The sequence below is a fragment of the Planococcus sp. SSTMD024 genome, from assembly GCF_041320495.1.
Taxonomy (GTDB): Bacteria; Bacillota; Bacilli; order Bacillales_A; family Planococcaceae; genus Planococcus.
In genome coordinates, this window is sequence record NZ_JBGGNS010000020.1 from 1 (window position 1) to 17,901 (window position 17,901).

The 17,901-nt window shown below is 49.7% G+C and carries 17 protein-coding genes, 16 tRNA genes and 1 rRNA gene; 33 read left to right on the plus strand and 1 reads right to left on the minus strand.

Features of this window, described 5'->3' with window-relative positions:
• The first annotated feature begins 171 nt into the window (after positions 1–171).
• From rrf to AB9R92_RS05750, 17 genes are all read left to right on the plus strand, one after another.
• A 5S ribosomal RNA gene (gene rrf / locus AB9R92_RS05670) occupies positions 172–287 on the plus strand.
• Positions 288–297: 10 nt separating this feature from the next.
• Positions 298–372 (plus strand) — tRNA-Asn (locus AB9R92_RS05675).
• A 5-nt stretch (positions 373–377) separates the two neighbouring features.
• Positions 378–467: transfer RNA gene (locus AB9R92_RS05680), tRNA-Ser, on the plus strand.
• A gap of 21 nt (positions 468–488) precedes the next feature.
• Positions 489–563: transfer RNA gene (locus AB9R92_RS05685), tRNA-Glu, on the plus strand.
• A 5-nt stretch (positions 564–568) separates the two neighbouring features.
• Positions 569–644: transfer RNA gene (locus AB9R92_RS05690), tRNA-Val, on the plus strand.
• 43 nt (positions 645–687) lie between these two features.
• Positions 688–764 (plus strand) — tRNA-Met (locus AB9R92_RS05695).
• Between the two features lie 3 nt (positions 765–767).
• Positions 768–843, plus strand: a tRNA-Asp gene (locus AB9R92_RS05700).
• Between the two features lie 17 nt (positions 844–860).
• A tRNA-Phe gene (locus AB9R92_RS05705) sits at positions 861–936 on the plus strand.
• A gap of 14 nt (positions 937–950) precedes the next feature.
• Positions 951–1,026, plus strand: a tRNA-Thr gene (locus AB9R92_RS05710).
• Between the two features lie 47 nt (positions 1,027–1,073).
• Positions 1,074–1,146 (plus strand) — tRNA-Thr (locus tag AB9R92_RS05715).
• Between the two features lie 56 nt (positions 1,147–1,202).
• Positions 1,203–1,277, plus strand: a tRNA-Glu gene (locus tag AB9R92_RS05720).
• Between the two features lie 5 nt (positions 1,278–1,282).
• A tRNA-Val gene (locus AB9R92_RS05725) sits at positions 1,283–1,358 on the plus strand.
• Between the two features lie 30 nt (positions 1,359–1,388).
• Positions 1,389–1,472, plus strand: a tRNA-Tyr gene (locus AB9R92_RS05730).
• Positions 1,473–1,488: 16 nt separating this feature from the next.
• Positions 1,489–1,572: transfer RNA gene (locus AB9R92_RS05735), tRNA-Tyr, on the plus strand.
• 15 nt (positions 1,573–1,587) lie between these two features.
• Positions 1,588–1,662 (plus strand) — tRNA-Gln (locus AB9R92_RS05740).
• 12 nt (positions 1,663–1,674) lie between these two features.
• Positions 1,675–1,747: transfer RNA gene (locus AB9R92_RS05745), tRNA-Lys, on the plus strand.
• Between the two features lie 24 nt (positions 1,748–1,771).
• A tRNA-Ala gene (locus tag AB9R92_RS05750) sits at positions 1,772–1,844 on the plus strand.
• 62 nt (positions 1,845–1,906) lie between these two features.
• On the opposite strand, the gene AB9R92_RS05755 is transcribed toward AB9R92_RS05750, so the two are convergent.
• Entirely contained in the window at positions 1,907–2,986 is a 1,080-nt protein-coding gene (locus AB9R92_RS05755) for a citrate synthase/methylcitrate synthase (protein WP_370668516.1), read from the minus strand.
• 103 nt (positions 2,987–3,089) lie between these two features.
• Here AB9R92_RS05755 and AB9R92_RS05760 point away from each other — a divergent pair, with 103 nt between their 5' ends.
• The 16 genes from AB9R92_RS05760 (at position 3,090) to AB9R92_RS05835 (ending at position 17,901) form a co-directional block, all read left to right on the plus strand.
• Positions 3,090–3,971 (plus strand): LysR family transcriptional regulator, encoded by an 882-nt coding sequence (locus AB9R92_RS05760; protein ID WP_370668517.1) that lies wholly within the window; start codon positions 3,090–3,092, stop codon positions 3,969–3,971.
• Positions 3,972–4,042: 71 nt separating this feature from the next.
• Positions 4,043–4,609 (plus strand): GNAT family N-acetyltransferase, encoded by a 567-nt coding sequence (locus AB9R92_RS05765; protein ID WP_370668518.1) that lies wholly within the window; start codon positions 4,043–4,045, stop codon positions 4,607–4,609.
• Between the two features lie 67 nt (positions 4,610–4,676).
• Positions 4,677–5,585, plus strand: a complete 909-nt coding sequence (gene rocF / locus AB9R92_RS05770) for an arginase (protein WP_370668519.1) — start codon at positions 4,677–4,679, stop codon at positions 5,583–5,585.
• Between the two features lie 269 nt (positions 5,586–5,854).
• On the plus strand, positions 5,855–6,418 hold the full coding sequence (gene sigW / locus AB9R92_RS05775; protein ID WP_370668520.1) for an RNA polymerase sigma factor SigW: 564 nt from the start codon (positions 5,855–5,857) through the stop codon (positions 6,416–6,418).
• Between the two features lie 12 nt (positions 6,419–6,430).
• Complete coding sequence (locus AB9R92_RS05780) at positions 6,431–7,051, plus strand: zf-HC2 domain-containing protein (RefSeq protein ID WP_370668762.1); 621 nt, start codon at positions 6,431–6,433, stop codon at positions 7,049–7,051.
• A 577-nt stretch (positions 7,052–7,628) separates the two neighbouring features.
• Positions 7,629–8,465, plus strand: coding sequence for a diadenylate cyclase CdaA (cdaA, locus tag AB9R92_RS05785; RefSeq protein WP_370668521.1), 837 nt, complete (start codon positions 7,629–7,631; stop codon positions 8,463–8,465).
• The gene (locus AB9R92_RS05790; RefSeq protein WP_370668522.1) at positions 8,458–9,462 is read left to right on the plus strand and encodes a CdaR family protein; all 1,005 of its coding nucleotides are present in this window, start codon (positions 8,458–8,460) and stop codon (positions 9,460–9,462) included. Before cdaA ends, AB9R92_RS05790 begins: the two co-directional genes overlap by 8 nt.
• A gap of 71 nt (positions 9,463–9,533) precedes the next feature.
• Positions 9,534–10,883: a phosphoglucosamine mutase gene (gene glmM / locus AB9R92_RS05795; RefSeq protein ID WP_370668523.1), complete on the plus strand. Its 1,350-nt coding sequence runs from the start codon at positions 9,534–9,536 to the stop codon at positions 10,881–10,883.
• Positions 10,884–11,406: 523 nt separating this feature from the next.
• Positions 11,407–11,589, plus strand: a complete 183-nt coding sequence (locus tag AB9R92_RS05800; RefSeq protein ID WP_370668524.1) for a hypothetical protein — start codon at positions 11,407–11,409, stop codon at positions 11,587–11,589.
• 456 nt (positions 11,590–12,045) lie between these two features.
• Positions 12,046–13,848, plus strand: a complete 1,803-nt coding sequence (gene glmS / locus AB9R92_RS05805) for a glutamine--fructose-6-phosphate transaminase (isomerizing) (protein ID WP_370668525.1) — start codon at positions 12,046–12,048, stop codon at positions 13,846–13,848.
• A 141-nt stretch (positions 13,849–13,989) separates the two neighbouring features.
• Positions 13,990–14,865 carry an AraC family transcriptional regulator gene (locus tag AB9R92_RS05810; RefSeq protein ID WP_370668526.1) on the plus strand — a complete coding sequence of 292 codons (876 nt, stop codon included), beginning with the start codon at positions 13,990–13,992 and terminating at the stop codon, positions 14,863–14,865.
• 124 nt (positions 14,866–14,989) lie between these two features.
• Positions 14,990–15,562, plus strand: a complete 573-nt coding sequence (locus tag AB9R92_RS05815) for an NADPH-dependent FMN reductase (protein ID WP_370668527.1) — start codon at positions 14,990–14,992, stop codon at positions 15,560–15,562.
• A gap of 174 nt (positions 15,563–15,736) precedes the next feature.
• The gene (locus AB9R92_RS05820) at positions 15,737–16,603 is read left to right on the plus strand and encodes a YitT family protein (protein ID WP_370668763.1); all 867 of its coding nucleotides are present in this window, start codon (positions 15,737–15,739) and stop codon (positions 16,601–16,603) included.
• Positions 16,604–16,621: 18 nt separating this feature from the next.
• Positions 16,622–16,990, plus strand: a complete 369-nt coding sequence (locus tag AB9R92_RS05825; protein WP_370668528.1) for a VOC family protein — start codon at positions 16,622–16,624, stop codon at positions 16,988–16,990.
• An 8-nt stretch (positions 16,991–16,998) separates the two neighbouring features.
• Entirely contained in the window at positions 16,999–17,421 is a 423-nt protein-coding gene (locus AB9R92_RS05830; protein WP_370668529.1) for a GNAT family N-acetyltransferase, read from the plus strand.
• 150 nt (positions 17,422–17,571) lie between these two features.
• On the plus strand, positions 17,572–17,901 hold the full coding sequence (locus AB9R92_RS05835) for a PadR family transcriptional regulator (protein WP_370668530.1): 330 nt from the start codon (positions 17,572–17,574) through the stop codon (positions 17,899–17,901).

Below are 17,901 nucleotides of genomic sequence, written 5' to 3' on the forward strand. Positions count from 1 at the left end.
CACGTGCAGCTGACGAATACTAATCGATCGAGGACTTAACCAACAAACTGAACATGCGTTTCCAATGTCGATTTATCCGGTTTTGAAAGAATAAGATAATATTTTTAAAGATAATGCTTGAAAAAATCGGTATTATTGGTATAATAAATCTTGTCTTTCAAATTAATGCAGTCTAGTGATGATGGCAAAGAGGCCACACCCGTTCCCATCCCGAACACGGAAGTTAAGCTCTTTTGCGCCGATGGTAGTTGGGGGTTTCCCCCTGTGAGAGTAGGACGTCGCTAGTCTGGTTATTATTCCGAAGTAGCTCAGTGGTAGAGCACCGCACTGTTAATGCGATGGTCGTAGGTTCGAGTCCTACCTTCGGAGCCAATTATGGAGAGCTGTCCGAGTGGCCGAAGGAGCATGATTGGAAATCATGTAGGCGGGCAACCGTCTCAAGGGTTCGAATCCCTTGCTCTCCGCCAGTATCTTAAGCTCAAAATAAAGGCCCCTTGGTCAAGCGGTTAAGACACCGCCCTTTCACGGCGGTAACACGGGTTCGAATCCCGTAGGGGTCACCATTCATGGAGGATTAGCTCAGCTGGGAGAGCATCTGCCTTACAAGCAGAGGGTCGGCGGTTCGATCCCGTCATCCTCCACCATTTCTTTCATTCATATCAGTGTAGAAGGAAATTTCAATATTATCGCGGGGTGGAGCAGTTCGGTAGCTCGTTGGGCTCATAACCCAAAGGTCGCAGGTTCAAATCCTGCCCCCGCAACCAAATGGTCCCGTGGTGTAGCGGTTAACATGCCTGCCTGTCACGCAGGAGATCGCCGGTTCGATCCCGGTCGGGACCGCCATCTTTATTAAATAATATGGGTCAGTAGCTCAGTCGGTAGAGCATTAGATTGAAGCTCTAAGTGTCGGCGGTTCGATTCCGTCCTGACCCACCATATTTTTTCTCCATGCCGGAGTAGCTCAACTGGTAGAGCAACTGACTTGTAATCAGTAGGTTGAGGGTTCAAGTCCTTTCTCCGGCACCATTAGGTGNTTATCTTTTTTTACTTTGTACCGAGATTTCTTTTACCTTGCTTCCATAGCTCAGTAGGTAGAGTGCTTCCATGGTAAGGAAGAGGTCACCGGTTCGAGCCCGGTTGGAAGCTTTTGATTCTTTGAAGTTTCTTTACATCGGAAACTGTTTTCTTTATAATTTTTGTACGGCCCCTTGGTCAAGCGGTTAAGACACCGCCCTTTCACGGCGGTAACACGGGTTCGAATCCCGTAGGGGTCACCATTCATGGAGGATTAGCTCAGCTGGGAGAGCATCTGCCTTACAAGCAGAGGGTCGGCGGTTCGATCCCGTCATCCTCCACCATGTGTCCATTTAGGATGTTAATCGAATAACGGTGGGGTAGCGAAGTGGCTAAACGCGGCGGACTGTAAATCCGCTCCTTCGGGTTCGGCAGTTCGAATCTGCCCCCCACCACCAGTTTTTTTATTGNTTAGGTGGGGTAGCGAAGTGGCTAAACGCGGCGGACTGTAAATCCGCTCCTTCGGGTTCGGCAGTTCGAATCTGCCCCCCACCACCAGTTTTTTTATTGCTTTGGGGTATAGCCAAGCGGTAAGGCAACGGGTTTTGATCCCGTCATGCCCTGGTTCGAATCCAGGTACCCCAGCCATTTTTTTATTTTGAGCCATTAGCTCAGTTGGTAGAGCATCTGACTTTTAATCAGAGGGTCGAAGGTTCGAATCCTTCATGGCTCATTTATCTTTGCGCATTTTTCGCGCGGGGCCTTAGCTCAGCTGGGAGAGCGCGACGCTGGCAGCGTCGAGGTCAGGGGTTCGAGCCCCCTAGGCTCCATTGTTCCATGTGCAATCCATGTGTAAAAACCCCGTATCCATTCAATTGGATACGGGGTTTTTTTAGCTTCCAATGTATTCGGATTGCGGCCGGAAAATCACGTTATCTTGCTGTTGTTCTAAGGCATGTGCAGTCCAGCCGACGATCCGAGCAATGCTGAAGGTAGGAGTGAATAATTCAGGCGGCATTTGGATAGACCGCATAATCGCTGCTGCATAGAACTCTACATTTGTATAGAGGGCCCGTCCCGGCTTCCGTTCATTTAATAGCTGGGTAATTTCGGTTTCTGCTATGACTGCAAGGTTCAGCCATGGGTCTTCTTGTTGCAACTGCTGGCATTTTTCGCGAAGCAGGATAGCGCGTGGATCTTCTGTGCGGTACACGCGGTGTCCGAACCCCATGATTTTCTCGCCTTGCGCGAGCTTTTGTTCAATTACTGGTTTTATTTTTTCAGGAGACTGGATTTCGTCTAGTAGCTCTAGAACTCCGGATGGGGCGCCTCCATGCAAAGGGCCTTTCATTGTGCCGAGTGCGGAAACGATGGCCGCGCTTAGGTCGGATTCTGTAGAAATGGTGACACGGCTAGCGAAAGTGGAGGCATTCATGCCGTGTTCCATCGTTAAGTTCAAGTAGGTTTCCAAAGCTTCGGTTTGGGCGTATGTTGGCACTTGCCCTTTGATCATCCATAGATAGTTAGCGGTATGGCCCAGGTCGTTTCTTGGTGCGAGGAATTCCAGCCCAGTACTTAGCCGGTATAGAAGAGCAGTCATTACCGGAAGGGCAGCAGTCAAAGCAATGGCTTGTTGTTGACTCGCCAATTTCTTGAATTCGGCATGCTGGTAAGCCGAGACGAGTGTCCTGATTCCATCCATTAAGGAAGTCTCTTTGGGCAGGAGCTGGGCGATAGATATGAGATAATCCGGCAATTCACGATGAGCTTTTAGTTGTTCAGTGAGAATTGCGAGCTCTTCCTTTGAAGCGTGATGGCCGTGCCACAGGAAATAAGCTGTTTGTTCGAAGCTCTTTTGATTTATCGCTTCATTGATCAATGTTCCACGGTAACGAAGTTCGCCTTTATCCCCTTCAACTGAAGCAATGGCAGTTTGGACCGCGACAACGCCTTTGAGGCCTTTTTGAAACATGTGAATTCCTCCTTTTTTTCAAGTATAAGCCACTACTTTAATTATGAAAATTAAAGATTTATAATTTAAATAATTAAAAAAACTAATTGAAGGGGGAACCGAAATGGAGATGCAATGGCTCAGGACATTTGCAGATGCTGCGGAAACCTTGAATTTCCGTAAGACTTCAGAACGCTTGATGTTGTCACAGCCGAGTGTGACGGTGCATATCCGGCAATTGGAAGAGTATTTGGGGATTCGCTTGTTCGACCGCATCAAGAACCGGGTGGTGTTAACCGAGGAAGGGAGGCATTTTAAACAGCAGGCAGAAGGATTGGTTGAGACATTCGATTCGACGGTAGATGAACTTCAGTCGTTTGCCCAGGGCTACAGGCGAAAATGGACCATCGCGATTTCCCCGTTGATGGCGGAGACGGTGCTGCCGTATATTCTAAAGTCATTTACGAAAACACATCCAGACCTTGAACTGGTCATCCGTGTGGAAGAATCGGAAGCGATTGAAGACCTGGTGGAAAGCGGGGGAGTGTCTGCAGGCATTTCGGCGTTGCCGCCCACGAAACGAGTGATTCTCCATGAAGTGGTCTATGAAGACCCTTTGCTGCTCATCGTGCCGAGGGATGCTTATGATGATGAGCGGGGCCCGGTAGTTTCAGGGGAAGAAATATTGCAGCAAAATTTCATCTTCACGCATCATCATCCTGTTTTTTGGGAAGAGCTATTGGTGAAATTGCGCGTGCAGCTTCCTGGCCTTCGCACAATGAAAGTGACGCAGGCCTATATTGCGAAACGCTTTATCCAGGAAGGGCTGGGCGTGTCGTTTTTGCCGAGATCGATGGTGCGCCGTGAGTTGATTGAAGGGCGTTTGATGGAAGCCCGCTTCGATTTGTTTCCATTGCCCAGCGTTGCGACATATTTTTTATCGCGCAATATGGGGGAGCTTGAAGAAGACTTCTTAAAGCGCGTCCAATCGGTTTATTTTCAGTAGAGTAAAGAGGCGACACTAGGATAGAAAATGGTGGATTTATTGGTATACTGCAGATAAGGAGGGGGATGGATATGTATATTGAACAGCGTAATATTCGGCTTCGCTTGTTGAAACGTGAGGATTTTGAGGCATTATGGGCGCTTTATACACCGGACATCTTTGAATACATGCTGACAAAGGTGGAACGTTTCGAAGATTTGGAGGCGTGGTTATCGGCTGGAATGAACCAATCCAATGTGCTGGTGTTTGCCGTGGAGCTGCCGGAAAGCGGTGAGATTGTCGGAACGACCCGCATTTATTCGATTGATGAGACGAACAAAAGCTGTGAAATCGGGGCGACGTTCTATAGCGAAAAAGCACAACGCACGCATGTCAATACGGCCGTCAAACATGCGCTGCTAGGCTATTGCTTTGAAGAACGAGGGATGATCCGCGTGCAGTTCAAAACCGATGCTGAAAATATCCGTTCCCAAAAATCGATCGAGCGGATAGGGGCGGTGAAAGAAGGGCATTTGCGCAATGAACGGATCCGTTCGACGGGTGAACCGAGGGATGCGATTGTCTATTCGATTATTGACCGGGAATGGCCGGAAGTGAAAAAATCACTGGAAGATAAAATGAATAAATATTCGGAATAATGTCAGGTTGAGCCAAGAGAACCTCAGAGGGTACAATGAATGTATCTTACTGAGGGGGTATAAAATAATGAATAAATTAAATGTTTCTATAATAGGTGTACCAATGGACCACGGGCAAATGCGCCGCGGCGTCGATATGGGGCCAAGCGCAATCCGTTATGCGGGCGTGGTGGACCGCATTGAAAACCTTGGGCACGACGTAAAAGACGAAGGCGATATCCAAATCCGCAAAGCGGACGGAAAAGTGGATGAAAACACCAATTTGCGCAATATGGACGTGATTACCGAAGCGACAGAAGCACTTGGAGAAACCGTTTCAGGCGTGGCTAAAGCCGGGAATTTCCCATTGGTGCTAGGCGGCGACCATAGTATCGCGATCGGTACGCTTGCCGGCATTTCTGAGCATTACGAGAATTTGGGCGTTATCTGGTATGATGCGCATGCAGATATGAACACGAGCGAAACTTCGCCATCGGGTAATATCCACGGCATGCCGCTTGCGGCGAGCTTTGGCCATGGCCATGAGAAATTGACGAACATCCGCGGCTACTCACCGAAAGTGAAGCCGGAAAACATCGTCATCATCGGGGCGCGTTCTGTCGACCCGGGTGAGCGCGAATTGATCAAAGAGCACGGCATCAAAGTGTTCAGCATGCACGAAATCGACAAGATGGGCATGGACCACGTCATGGAGGAGTCAATCCGCTATTTGCGCGAAGAGCGTAAAACCGACGGCGTCCATTTGTCGCTTGACCTCGACGGGATCGACCCGATGTATACACCAGGCGTCGGTACGCCGGTGCCAGGCGGCATCAGCTACCGGGAAAGCCATTTGGCGATGGAAATGCTGTTCGATGCAGGATTGATTACATCTGCAGAGTTTGTCGAAGTTAACCCGATCCTTGATGAAAAGAACCGTACAGCTGATGTGGCGGTCGCATTGATCGGTTCGTTGCTAGGCGAAAAGTTGGTATAAGAATGAAGCGGCTGTCCGGAATTTCCGGGCAGCTTTTTTATTATGCGCCATGTATAAGGAATTAGGGAGAAGGGTGTAGGACCGCTAAATGGCTAAGCGCGCGATTTTTAACAGCGAAATAAGAAACTGATGAATTCATTCAAAGAACTGGAAATTGGCTGGTTTTTTCCGGGGCTGGTTTGATAGGATAGAAGAAGAGAAAAAAATGAAACCTTTTAAGAACTGGACCGTATATAAAAGACAGCCGCATGGCGGAGGGAAATGAGATCATGGATGCGTTAGTGAATAAACGAATAAAACAAGTCATGAAGGGCGACCAAGACGCATTTGCTGAAATCGTGGAGCTGTATCAACATCAGTTGTTCCAGATTTGCTACCGCATGCTCGGCAACCGGCATGAAGCGGAAGATATTGCACAGGAAGCATTTACGCGGGCCTATGTGAACATACACACCTTCGACCAGAACCGTAAATTTTCGACGTGGCTTTACCGCATCGCCACCAATCTGTGCATTGACCGGATCCGCAAGAAAAAGCCGGATTACCATTTGGATGCGGAAGTCAAAGGCACGGAAGGCTTGAATATGTATTCGAAGATTGCCAATGATGAGGAGCTTCCGGAAGAGGAATTAATGCGGATGGAAGTCCAGGAGCGGGTGCAGTACGAGATAAGCCGCTTGCCGGATAAGTACCGGGCAGCGATTGTGTTAAAATATATCGAAGAATTGCCGCTGGCCGAAATCAGCGAAATCCTGGATTTGCCGCTTGGCACGGTGAAAACGCGGATACACCGCGGGCGCGAAGCACTTCGCAAGCAATTGAGCAATTTGTAGGAGGCGAGCATGATGAATGCGTGTCCGGAAAAAGTCATTCGCATGATGGACGATTACCTGGATGGGGAAATCAGTCCATCAGAGGAAAAAGAACTGAAAGGTTACTTGCAGAGCTGCAGCGACTGCAGAAAAATATATCAAGAACTAAGCAAAACCGTCGCGTTTGTCCAAAGCGCTTCACATGTCCAGGCACCGCCGGATTTTGTGCAAAAGACGATGGCGGGCTTGCCGAAAGAATCCCAGCGCGTCGGGGTGAAACGTTTTATGCGCCATCACCCGTTGATGATCGCCGCAGCGCTTTTCGTCTTGTTGATGAGTGCAGCGATGATGTCGAGCTTTAGCGACGACCAGCAATTTTCATTCACCAAACAGGAGAATTTGGTGGTTGAGGGGCAGACGGTCGTCGTACCGGAAGGCCAGACGGTGATCGGGGATTTGACGATCCGCAATGGCGACTTACGCGTGGACGGTGAACTTGAAGGCGACGTAACGATCGTCAACGGCCAGTATATGGCATCGAGTGGCGTCATCAACGGTGAGATCGAAGAAATCGACCAAGTATTCGAATGGCTCTGGTATACGATCAAAGGGACATTCCAGGATGCCGTCAGCTTTTTTGGCGGCAATGACTAATCAATAGACAAGTAAAGCCCATCCATTCAATGGATGGGCTTTTTCAGCTCGTCGAGAAAGTTAAAAAGCCGTATTTTCCGAAGCTTATCGCTCGCTTTCCGCGGGCGGGAATCGAGCCTCCTCAGTCGCTATCGAAAACCCTTGTGCTCCCACATCTGCTCAACCCTCACTATGTTCGGGCATCGCAAAAAAGATTTGCAAGCAGATGCGTCGCAAATGAATGTGCTCAGCATAGCTTCGCTCATTCATTGCCTGCGGGGTCTCTCAAACCCGTCGCTTCGCTGCTCCCACAGGAAAGATGAGGTCGAACTACGTGAGACCTTATCTTTGCGAAGTAATGCGCAGCATTATTGAGCAGAAGGGTTTACGAGCAAACGCTTCTCTAAATACTTAGATAGGTCGTTGAATTTTGAATGTAAGAAAGACAATCCCTTTTTCAGTCATAACGGATTAATAGACTTCTTCATACCCTTGTAAAGCCCATCCATTTAATGGATGGGCTTTTTGCATGGGGGCAGATGTCTCGGGATATGATATACTGAATCTATATGTACATGGAGAAAAGCGAGGGTTGCAGATGCCTTTTTTGGAAAACTTCAATGACCAGACGCCGCTTCAGATGCTCGGAAATGTTATCGACATCCTGTTGGTCTGGTTCGTTATTTACAAACTTATTACTGTCATCAAGGGAACGAAGGCTGTCCAATTATTAAAAGGAATCTTCTTTATTATCATCGCGCGTCTTGTGACCCAGGCGCTCAACCTGGAAACGCTTGGCTGGATCATGCAGCAAGTGCTCGAATGGGGTTTTCTTGCCATCATCATCATCTTCCAGCCGGAACTGAGACGCGCACTCGAACAGCTCGGGCGCGGGAAATTGTTCTCGAGCAGCACGCTAAATGAAGAATCCGAGCGCAACCGCTTGATCGAGGCGATGAGCAAATCGGTCAGCTATATGGCGAAGCGCCGCATCGGGGCACTCATTTCGATCGAGCGCGAAACCGGGCTCAGCGAATACATAGAGACGGGCATTCCGATGAATTCGGATATCACTTCGGAATTGATGATCAATTTATTCATCCCGAACACGCCGCTGCACGACGGTGCGGTCATCGTCCAGAAAAACCGCATCGCTGCGGCTGCCTGTTATTTGCCGCTGTCCGAGAGCCCGTTCATCTCAAAAGAGCTGGGGACGCGCCACCGTGCAGCACTCGGCATCAGTGAAGTAACGGATGCCATCACCATTGTCGTGTCGGAAGAGACCGGTGCAATCAGTTTGACGGCAAACGGCGATTTGCACCGCAATTTGTCGCTCGAAGATTTTGAAGTGAAGCTCCGCCGCATTTGGTTCGGTGCCGAACAACAGCAGGCGGCGACTTCCTGGTGGAATTGGAGGGGGAAAAAGAATGGATAAGATGATGGACAATCCGTGGTTTCTCCGAATCATGGCATTATTCCTGGCCTTTCTGCTCTTCTTTTCCGTCCAGACGGAAAACAATACGACCACGACCGAAACGGGAAGAGTGTCGGAAATGATCGAAGACGTGGAATTGCAAGTGTATTACGATGAAAGCTTGATGGTCAGTGGCGTGCCGGATACGGTCGACCTGTATTTGAGCGGCCCGGCAAGCATTATCCAGACGACGCGGCAGCTGGAGGATTACACGCTGTTCATCGACTTGCGCAGCCTGCCGTTAGGTGAGCATCAAGTGCCGATCCAGACAGAGAACTTATCGGAGCAATTGAGCGCCCGCGTGGACCCGGCATTTGTCAATGTCGTGCTGGAAGAGCGGGTGTCCCAGGAATTCGACATCGATGCGGAAATGAATGAACGCTTGCTGGCGGAAGGGTTTGTGTTGGATGGGTTGTCAGTTGAACCGGATACCGTTACCGTGACGGGACCGCAAAGCGTCATCAACGCAATCAGCTTCGTTAAAGCGACGGTGACCGGGGAGCCGGAAATCAAGGAATCCTTTACTGCGGAAGCGCGTGTTCGCGTGCTGGCAGAGGATTTGACGAAACTCGACAATGTCACGATCGAGCCGGAATCCGTAGCGGTCGACGTTACGGTAGAGGAATACAGCCGTGAATTGCCGGTGCGCATCGAATCGACCGGCGATCCGCAAACGGGCATCACTATCAATTCATGGGCGCCTTCAAGCGAGCGAGTGCGGGTCTTCGGTCCGCGCAGCGTGGTAGATGCGATGGGGGAATATGTCATCGAAGTGGAAGCGAACAGCGTCACCGCATCCGATACGACGGTGACAGTGGAATTGCCGATTCCATCGGGCGCATCCGGGGTCTCTCCAGGTGAGATGCAGGTAGAAGCGGATATTTCAGTGGATGAATCTTTGATCGTGCCGGAAGAATTAGAAAATCCGGAAATTGCCGACAGCAACGATGAAGAATAAAATAGCTAAAAATGTAAAATTAGGTTAATATAAACAAATCATAATACAGAGTGATTGAAGGAGCGAAAAGTATGGGAAAATATTTTGGGACCGATGGTGTACGAGGGGTGGCCAATAGCGAATTGACGCCGGAACTGGCATTTAAACTCGGGCGTTTTGGCGGCTATGTCTTAACGAAAAGCTCAAAGGAAAAACCGAAAGTGCTCGTAGGGCGGGATACGCGGATTTCAGGGGAAATGCTTGAAAATGCATTGGCGGCTGGATTGTTGTCAGTCGGTGCAGAAGTCATGCGCCTCGGCGTCATCAGCACTCCAGGGGTTTCATATTTAACACGCGTCATGAGCGCGGAAGCGGGAGTCATGATCTCTGCTTCCCACAACCCGGTCGCAGATAACGGCATCAAATTTTTCGGCTCGGACGGCTTTAAATTGTCGGATGATCAGGAAGCCGAAATTGAAGCCTTGCTCGATGCAGAAACAGACGACCTGCCACGTCCAACAGGCGGGGACCTTGGCAGCATCACCGAATATTTCGAAGGCGGCCAAAAATACATCCAGTATTTGAAGCAAACAGTGGACGAGGAATTCGATGGCATCCACGTGGCGCTAGATTGTGCGCACGGTGCCACATCGACGCTGGCAACTCATGTGTTTGCCGACTTGGACGCGGACATCAGCTCGATGGGCGCTTCGCCGAATGGCTTGAACATTAATGAAGGCGTCGGGTCGACACATCCTGAAGCACTCGCTAAGCTGGTCGTGGAAAAAGGCGCTGATGTGGGCCTTGCCTTTGACGGCGACGGCGACCGTTTGATCGCGGTGGATGAAAAAGGAACAATCGTCGACGGCGACCAGATTATGTACATTTGCGCAAAGCATTTGAAATCAGAAGGCCGCTTGAAGCAGGATACCGTCGTTTCGACGATTATGAGCAATATGGGCTTCTACAAAGCACTTGAAGAAAACGGCATGAAGAGCGTGAAGACGGCTGTCGGTGACCGTTACGTAGTGGAAGAAATGAAGAAGAATGAATACAATTTGGGCGGCGAACAGTCGGGCCATATCATTTTCCTTGATTACAACACAACAGGCGACGGCTTGTTGTCAGGCCTTCAATTGGTGAACATCATGAAGATCACGGGGAAGAAATTGTCTGAGCTGGCGAATGAAATGACGATTTTCCCGCAGAAGCTGGTCAACATCCGCGTGACGGACAAGCACGGCGTGACGGATAACGCGGTCGTGGCCGAGAAGATTGCGGAAGTGGAACGCGACATGGACGGCGATGGCCGTGTGCTCGTGCGCCCTTCCGGAACCGAGCCATTGGTCCGCGTCATGGTCGAAGCGCCGTCTGCAGAAGCGTGCGAAGAGTACGTGGAGCGGATCGCGGCGGTTGTGCGCGAAGAAATGGGCATGAAATAAATAAGCGAGAGGCCGGAGCGGATGCTCTGGCCTTTTTTTGTTGAAAAAGTGGAGAGGCTCCAGGGAGGACGCTTTCCGGAGGGCTCGCATTGAGCCGCTTCGATCGCTGCGCGCTCTGCAGGGTCTCAATTGTCTCGCTAATCCTCCCGGAGTCGCCTCCCTTCCGCTCCATCTCTAAGTGTAGTACGGAAATCAAATTCAACTGTCATTGAAATTAGCAGGAATAGTTTTAGACAGTTTTGTAATTACATAAAGAATAGCTAGTTAACCAGCTTTTCCACTATCAACTCTAGCTAGGCCTCTTCTTACAGATGAAACAATCAACGGCCATATAACCCCACACTCACACATCCCACTAAGCATCGACAACCAGTGGATGCAATAAAAGAAGCTGAAGCTCAGTCGCTCAAAGCAATCAATGAAATCTAATAGCCGAACCGCGCACAAGGGCGAGCCGGAGCAATGAGACAAATGTTCTTCTTGGCTCAAGGCGGGAGGCATGCCCTAAGCGGGAGGCGGCTGTTTGACGATGAAAGGGTCCATGACAGCTTCTTCTCATTCGCTTGTCCGACTCCACCCCACAAGATTTTCATTAGCGGAAACCTTTATGGCTATTTATCGTCATTTCAAGGGGCTGCGCCGTCAAAAGTTTACCAAGGAATTCAAAAAGATAGGTTTCGGGGTTTTTGGCACAAATGCGCCATGAAAAGCAAGAATCCCTGTCCTCGCAGTGTTTGGTACAGTCTGTAAATTGTCCGGAGCTGAAAATGGTTAGAAAACGTGAGGAACTATGAACCATCCGCTGGAAGATGACTGTGCAGATTGTCCTAATGAAAGTTGTGCATTGATTGACGGAATTGTAAGGAGCGGTTATGATAAGGAGGTCAGTTTAATGCCGATGCAAAAGGGGGATAGAGGTAAGTGCGAAGGAAACCAATTATAGCGCCTGTACTGAAGAACTCGGACGGACCAGTCAGTCTTCAGTAGACGAGGAGGAGGAGTATCGAGATTTCGGCGGATACCTCCCGGCCGCGAAGCCCGGTCGTTATGTGCAAGCTTAAAACAGTCGAGTGATCGATTGGACAACCAGCTTGCACGGGCTTACCATAAAGCGTTGGTGAACGCTTATTTTGACATTTAGAAAATTGGAGGAATATAAACTATGTGTGGAATTGTCGGGTATATTGGAGAACAGGATTCAAAAGAGATCTTATTGAAAGGCTTGGAGCGTCTGGAGTACCGTGGATATGATTCAGCGGGGATTGCAGTGCGCAACGGCGAAGGCATCAAAGTATTCAAGGAAAAAGGCCGCATTGCGGATCTGCGCGGAGTCGTGGAAGACGATGTGACAGGAAACACAGGCATCGGGCATACACGTTGGGCAACGCACGGCAAGCCGAGCAGAGTCAACGCTCACCCGCATCAGAATGCATCAGACCGCTTCACGCTCGTTCATAACGGCGTCATCGAGAACTACCACCACATCCAGCGCGACCATTTGGAAGGCGTGGAAATGGAGTCGGATACAGACACGGAAATCATCGTGCAACTGATCGGCAAATTCGTCGAAGAAGGCATGACGACAAAAGAAGCATTCAGCAAAGCCTTGAAATTGATGAAAGGCTCGTACGCGATCGCCTTGCTTGATGCAGAAGAAGAACAGACGATCTACGTAGCGAAAAACAAGAGCCCGCTACTTGTCGGCCTTGGCGAAAACTTCAACGTCATCGCATCCGATGCCATGGCGATGCTGCAAGTGACGGACCAGTTCGTTGAATTGATGGACAAAGAAGTCGTCATCGTGAAAAAAGAAAGCGTGCAGATCCTGACGCTCGACGGCGAAGAAGTGGCGCGCGATCCGTTCACGGCAGAAATCGACATGAGCGATATCGATAAAGGGACGTACCCTCACTATATGCTAAAAGAAATCGATGAGCAGCCGGCAGTTATGCGCAAAATCATCCAAGCATACCAGGATGAGAACGATCAATTGACGATCGACTCGAACATTTTGGACGCTTTGGAAGCTGCAGACCGCCTGTACATCATTGCCGCAGGCACGAGCTACCATGCTGGTTTGATCGGCAAGGAGTACTTGGAGAAAATGGCAGGCATTCCGGTAGAAGTGCACGTAGCGAGTGAATTCGGCTACAACATGCCGCTTCTTTCTGAAAACCCGTTGTTCATCTTCATTTCCCAGTCCGGCGAAACAGCGGACAGCCGCCAAGTATTGGTGCGCATCAAAGAATTGGGCCACCCATCACTGACGGTCACAAACGTGGCAGGCTCTACGCTTTCACGCGAAGCGGACCATACGCTCTTGCTGCATGCAGGCCCTGAAATTGCGGTTGCATCAACAAAAGCATATACAGCACAGCTAGCTGTCCTTTCAATCCTTGCAGCAGTAACGGCAGAACGCCGCGGACGCGACATCGGTTTCGATTTGGTCCAGGAAATGGGCATCGTGGCGAACGCCGTGCAGGCACAAGTCGATATGAAAGAAGAACTTGAACAAATCGCAACGGATTACCTTTCGACGACACGCAATTGCTTCTTTATTGGCCGTTTGATGGATTATTTCGTCGGCCTTGAAGGCGCATTGAAACTGAAAGAAATCTCGTACATCCAAGCAGAAGGCTTTGCTGGCGGGGAACTTAAGCACGGCACGATCGCATTGATCGAAGAAGGCACGCCGGTCATCGCGCTTGCGACACAGGAATCCGTGAACTTGAACATCCGCGGAAACGTCAAAGAAGTGGCGGCACGCGGCGCAAATACGTGCATCATCTCGATGGAAGGCTTGAACGAAGAAGGCGACAGCCACGTCTTGCCGAAAGTCCATGAATTGCTGACGCCGCTTGTATCGGTCATCCCGCTTCAGTTGATCAGCTATTATGCTGCGCTGCATCGCGATTGTGACGTCGACAAGCCGCGCAACTTGGCAAAATCCGTAACAGTTGAATAAGCAATGAATGAACCTCCGCCTATGCGCGGGGGTTTTTTATTTCCTGGGGAATATCCCGAAATCCGCCAAAAGCCGTATCGTTTTTATCGGGTATGGGAAACAGCGGGCAGCTATAATGAAAGCAGGAAGGGGGCAGGGGATATGCTGAAACAAATGAATGAAGCGCTTGCCTATATCGAAGCGCATTTGGAAGAGGAAATCGACGACCGGGAACTCGAACGCATAGCCGGCACGTCCATTTACCATTTCCGGCGGATGTTCTCATTCCTGTCGGGCTTTACCTTGGGCGAATATATGAGAAAGCGGCGGCTGTCGAATGCTGCAGCGGATTTGTATAGCGGTATGAGCGTGACGGAAGCGGCGTTTAAATATGGCTATGATTCAGCCGATGGGTTCTCGCGTGCTTTCAAGGAATGGGCAGGCATCAACCCTTCAACGGTCCAAAAGAGCGGCACGTTGAAGTCATTCCCGAAATTGACCTTCCAGTTAACGATAAAAGGAGGAGTGGAAATGGAATACCGAATCGAAGAAAAACAGGCGTTTGCAATTATCGGCGTGAAGAAAAGGGTGGCAATCCAATTCGAAGGGGAAAATGAAGAAATTACGGCGCTTGCCAAAAATATCTCGACGGAACAACGTGAGGAAATGCGCAGCTATGCGGATATGGAACCGCATCAAGTAGTTAATGTATCGTTCAATTTTGACGAAGGACGAATGGATGAACAAGGCAGTTTGGATCACATGATCGGCATGTTAACGTCGAAAGATGCTGCCCCTGGAAACGGCCTCGATCGTGTAGAAGTACCCGCGCTCACCTGGGCAGTTTTTGCGGCAGAAGGGGAATTTCCCCGTGTGATGCAAGAGACTTGGGGAAAGATCGTCTCTGAATGGCTCCCATCGTCCGGTTATGAACTGGCCAAAGCCCCGGAAATTTCATTTACCGGTGATTTGTCAGATCCCGCCCATGTGAAAAGCGAGATTTGGATGGCTGTGAAGAAGCCGGCTTCAAGAGAGTGATGGAAGCAAGCTGATTTTATTGAAAGAATATTCAATCTTTTAATTGAAAAGAAATGGGTTTTCTCCTATGATGAAAGAACATCGAGAGCTGCATACATGCGGTCATCATAAAGGAGGCAGAGTTATGACGAAAATTGGCATCATTACCGGCAGCACACGTCCCGGACGCAATAGTTTGCAAGTGGCGAAATGGGTAAAAGGCATCGCCGACCAGCGCGGCGACGCTGATTATGAACTTGTGGATTTGGCTGAATACAATTTGCCGATGTATGCAGAACCGGTTTCTGCGGCGAGCAGCCAGGATTATCAGACCCCTGAAGCGATTCCATGGGCGAAAAAGATTGAGGAGTTGGACGGTTATGTCTTCATTTGCCCGGAGTATAACCGTGGCGTTACGTCGGCGTTGAAAAATGCCATCGATTATTTGTACATCGAATGGAACAATAAGGCGGCAGGCATTGTCAGTTACGGGACGGCAGGCGGCGTCCGGGCAGCGGAATCCTTGCGCATCATCATGGCAGAACTGCAAGTGGCCACGGTACGTGCGCATCCGGCCATGTCTTTGTTTACGGATTTCGTGAAAATGAGCGAATTCAAGCCGGCAGCATTCCACGAAAAATCGGTCAATATCATGCTTGACCAAGTGAACGCCTGGACGAACGCATTGGAACCTTTGCGCAAAGGTTCCAACGAATAACAATTTCCACTTTATCCTGGATGAGCGACGCGAACAGCAGCGTCCTTTATCCAGGATTTTATTTTTGTTAAGAATGAACGCTTGGCATATCAGTTCAACCCGCATGGAAGAAAGTGTATCATTAAAGGAGACAGCAAAGAGTTTAGCGGGAAACGAGGAATTTGAGTGGGGAAGATAACAGAAAAAAGAACCAGCAAGCGCGCCAAGAAGATCTTGCGGGCTGTTGCGGTCATCATCGGCGGATTCATTACTGCCTATGGTTTGGAAGCCGTGTTGATTCCGAATAATGTATCGGATGGCGGCGTGACGGGGCTCAGCATTGTTGGCTCACAGCTGACGGGCATGCAGCTCGGAATTTTGATCGGCCTGCTGAATATCCCGTTCGTCTATCTTGGATACAAACAGATTGGCAAGAGTTTTGCCATCTATTCGGTGATCGGCATTGCCGCGTTGGCATACGGGACGACCATCATGCACCATGTCCCGCCGATTGTCGAAGGCGACTCGCTGCTCGTGACCGTGGTTGGGGGCATCATCATCGGCTTTGGCATGGGGCTTGCTTTGCGCAACGGCGGCGCGTTGGACGGCATCGATATGCTCGCGGTCTTGCTGTCGCGGAAACTGCCGTTTGGCACGAGTGACTTGATTTTATTCCTGAATTTATTTGTCTTTATCGTCGTGTCGACGGTATTCGGATTACAGGGTGCATTCTTGTCGGGGATCGCTTATTTTATTGCTTCCAAAGTGATCCATATGGTGGAAGAAGGTTTGAGCGGGTCGAAGACATACAAAATCATCACGAGTCACCCCGAGAATATGGTCGAGACGATCCGCGACCGCTTGGGGCGCAGTGCTACATACAATTTGGTCAAAGGGGCGTATACCAATGAAGATTACAAGGAAATCACCTGCATCATCAACCGCCTCGAAGACAGCAAGATGAAGGAAATCATTTACGAAATCGACCCGCAGGCCTTTGTGGCGGTGTACGATGTCGCTGAAGTGAAAGGCGGGAACTTCAAGAAACGCGATATCCATTAATGAACAGGGGGACTCAGGATGATCATCGGATTGCATCACGCACAAATCACCATCCCAAAAGGGGCGGAAGCAGAAGGAAAAGCATTTTATTGCGAACTATTGGGCTTGCAGGAAATCGACAAGCCGGAAGCCTTGAAAGGACGCGGCGGCTTTTGGCTCTCAGTCGGCCAACAGGAAGTGCATGTCGGGACTGAAGAGGGCTTTGACCGTTTTGCGACAAAAGCGCACCTCGCGTATCAAGTGGAAGAGATCGGATACTGGCGTGAGCGCCTGGAAGAAAGCGGTTTGGAGATTCTGGAAGCGGTGCCGATTCCGGGATTTGCTCGGTTTGAATTCCGCGACCCGTTCGGCAACCGTGTGGAAATGATTCAACCTGAAGGGGCGTGAGGAAGCCGATGAAAGTGATAATTGGATCGGATCAACAAGACAGCGAGTTCATCAGAAAGAAAGTGATCGAACACAATATGAAAAACTTGCCTGACGAAGTGAAGACGCCGGTCGAGCATTTGAACTTTTTATTGAAAGACAATGACGGGACCATTGTGGGCGGGCTCACGGCAACCACGTTTTGGCAGCATTTGCATGTCGATTTCCTGTGGGTGGATGATAGCCTGAGAGGGCAAGGCCAAGGAAGTGCATTGCTTGAGAACATGGAGCAGGCGGCGAAAGAAAAAGGCTGCCGTCTGATTACGCTCGATACGTTCAGTTTCCAGGCGCCTGATTTTTACAAGCGGAACGGCTACGAAGTGTTTGGCATGCTTGAAGACCACCCGAAAGGCTTCAGCCAGTATTTCCTGCAAAAACGATTAGACAATTAAAATGCGAGGCCAGCCTAACTGCAGGCTGGCTTTTTCCATGGAAAAAATTTCATTCACTATCTTGCAATGCAAGGGTTTATCGATTATGATGAATTTATAACACTTGCATTGCAAGGTAGTGGTGCGACAAAGAAAGGACGGATGCGCAAAGTGGCGGATTCTACACAAATGCTCAAAGGGATTTTGGACGGCTGCATCTTGTCGATCATCGAAGAAGGCGAGATTTACGGCTACGAACTGGCCGAAAAGCTGCAGAACTACGGGTTTCGATCATTCAGCGAAGGCAGCATTTACCCGCTGCTATTGCGGATGCAAAAAGAAGGGCTCGTGTCGAGTGTGCAGCGAAAATCGACAGCCGGCCCGAAGCGCAAATATTATTCATTGACGGAAGCGGGACAAGCGGAACTGGAGCAATTTCTTGGGCGCTGGGCTGAGTTGAAGCAATCGGTCGATGCGGTCATCACTAAAGGAGGGCAATGA

Bases quoted from the DNA above. Each gene is read 5' to 3' on its own strand.
- AB9R92_RS05755 (WP_370668516.1), bottom strand. From the start codon at position 2,986: ATGTTTCAAAAAGGCCTCAAAGGCGTTGTCGCGGTCCAAACTGCCATT.
- AB9R92_RS05760 (WP_370668517.1), top strand. From the start codon at position 3,090: ATGGAGATGCAATGGCTCAGGACATTTGCAGATGCTGCGGAAACCTTG.
- AB9R92_RS05765 (WP_370668518.1), top strand. From the start codon at position 4,043: ATGTATATTGAACAGCGTAATATTCGGCTTCGCTTGTTGAAACGTGAG.
- rocF (WP_370668519.1), top strand. From the start codon at position 4,677: ATGAATAAATTAAATGTTTCTATAATAGGTGTACCAATGGACCACGGG.
- sigW (WP_370668520.1), top strand. From the start codon at position 5,855: ATGGATGCGTTAGTGAATAAACGAATAAAACAAGTCATGAAGGGCGAC.
- AB9R92_RS05780 (WP_370668762.1), top strand. From the start codon at position 6,431: ATGAATGCGTGTCCGGAAAAAGTCATTCGCATGATGGACGATTACCTG.
- cdaA (WP_370668521.1), top strand. From the start codon at position 7,629: ATGCCTTTTTTGGAAAACTTCAATGACCAGACGCCGCTTCAGATGCTC.
- AB9R92_RS05790 (WP_370668522.1), top strand. From the start codon at position 8,458: ATGGATAAGATGATGGACAATCCGTGGTTTCTCCGAATCATGGCATTA.
- glmM (WP_370668523.1), top strand. From the start codon at position 9,534: ATGGGAAAATATTTTGGGACCGATGGTGTACGAGGGGTGGCCAATAGC.
- glmS (WP_370668525.1), top strand. From the start codon at position 12,046: ATGTGTGGAATTGTCGGGTATATTGGAGAACAGGATTCAAAAGAGATC.
- AB9R92_RS05810 (WP_370668526.1), top strand. From the start codon at position 13,990: ATGCTGAAACAAATGAATGAAGCGCTTGCCTATATCGAAGCGCATTTG.
- AB9R92_RS05815 (WP_370668527.1), top strand. From the start codon at position 14,990: ATGACGAAAATTGGCATCATTACCGGCAGCACACGTCCCGGACGCAAT.
- AB9R92_RS05825 (WP_370668528.1), top strand. From the start codon at position 16,622: ATGATCATCGGATTGCATCACGCACAAATCACCATCCCAAAAGGGGCG.
- AB9R92_RS05830 (WP_370668529.1), top strand. From the start codon at position 16,999: ATGAAAGTGATAATTGGATCGGATCAACAAGACAGCGAGTTCATCAGA.